This is a genomic window from Paenibacillus sp. P5_B5 (genome assembly GCF_056400365.1).
In genome coordinates this window covers 1-355 of sequence record NZ_JBFULK010000075.1, presented here as the reverse complement: position 1 = coordinate 355, position 355 = coordinate 1, and the positions used below count along the sequence as shown (strand labels likewise).

At 48.3% G+C, this 355-nt stretch carries 2 rRNA genes; both read right to left on the bottom strand.

Annotated features, from left to right (window positions below):
• Nucleotides 1–115, bottom strand: a 5S ribosomal RNA gene (gene rrf, locus AC1DOK_RS24640); the annotation flags it as partial.
• A 92-nt stretch (nucleotides 116–207) separates the two neighbouring features.
• Nucleotides 208–355, bottom strand: a 23S ribosomal RNA gene (locus tag AC1DOK_RS24635); the annotation flags it as partial.

Sequence of the window (355 nt, the reverse complement as noted above, 5' to 3'; positions counted from 1 at the left end):
TTGGCAACGTCCTACTCTCCCAGGACCCTTCGGTCCAAGTACCATCGGCGCTGGAAGGCTTAACGGTCGTGTTCGGRATGGGTACGCGTGGTTCCCTTCCGCCATCGTCACCAAACAGTGCATTTAGAATAAATGCGTTGTAACAAGGTATTGTACCTTGAAAACTAGATGCGAATTGAAAGWTGTAAGWWTACTTTTGAAAGATCTTAGGTTAAGCCCTCGACCTATTAGTACTTGTCAGCTRCACACATTGCTGCGCTTCCACCTCAAGCCTATCAACCTCGTCGTCTACAAGGGGTCTTACTAATTGGGAAATCTCATCTTGAGGGGGGCTTCGCGCTTAGATGCTTTCAGC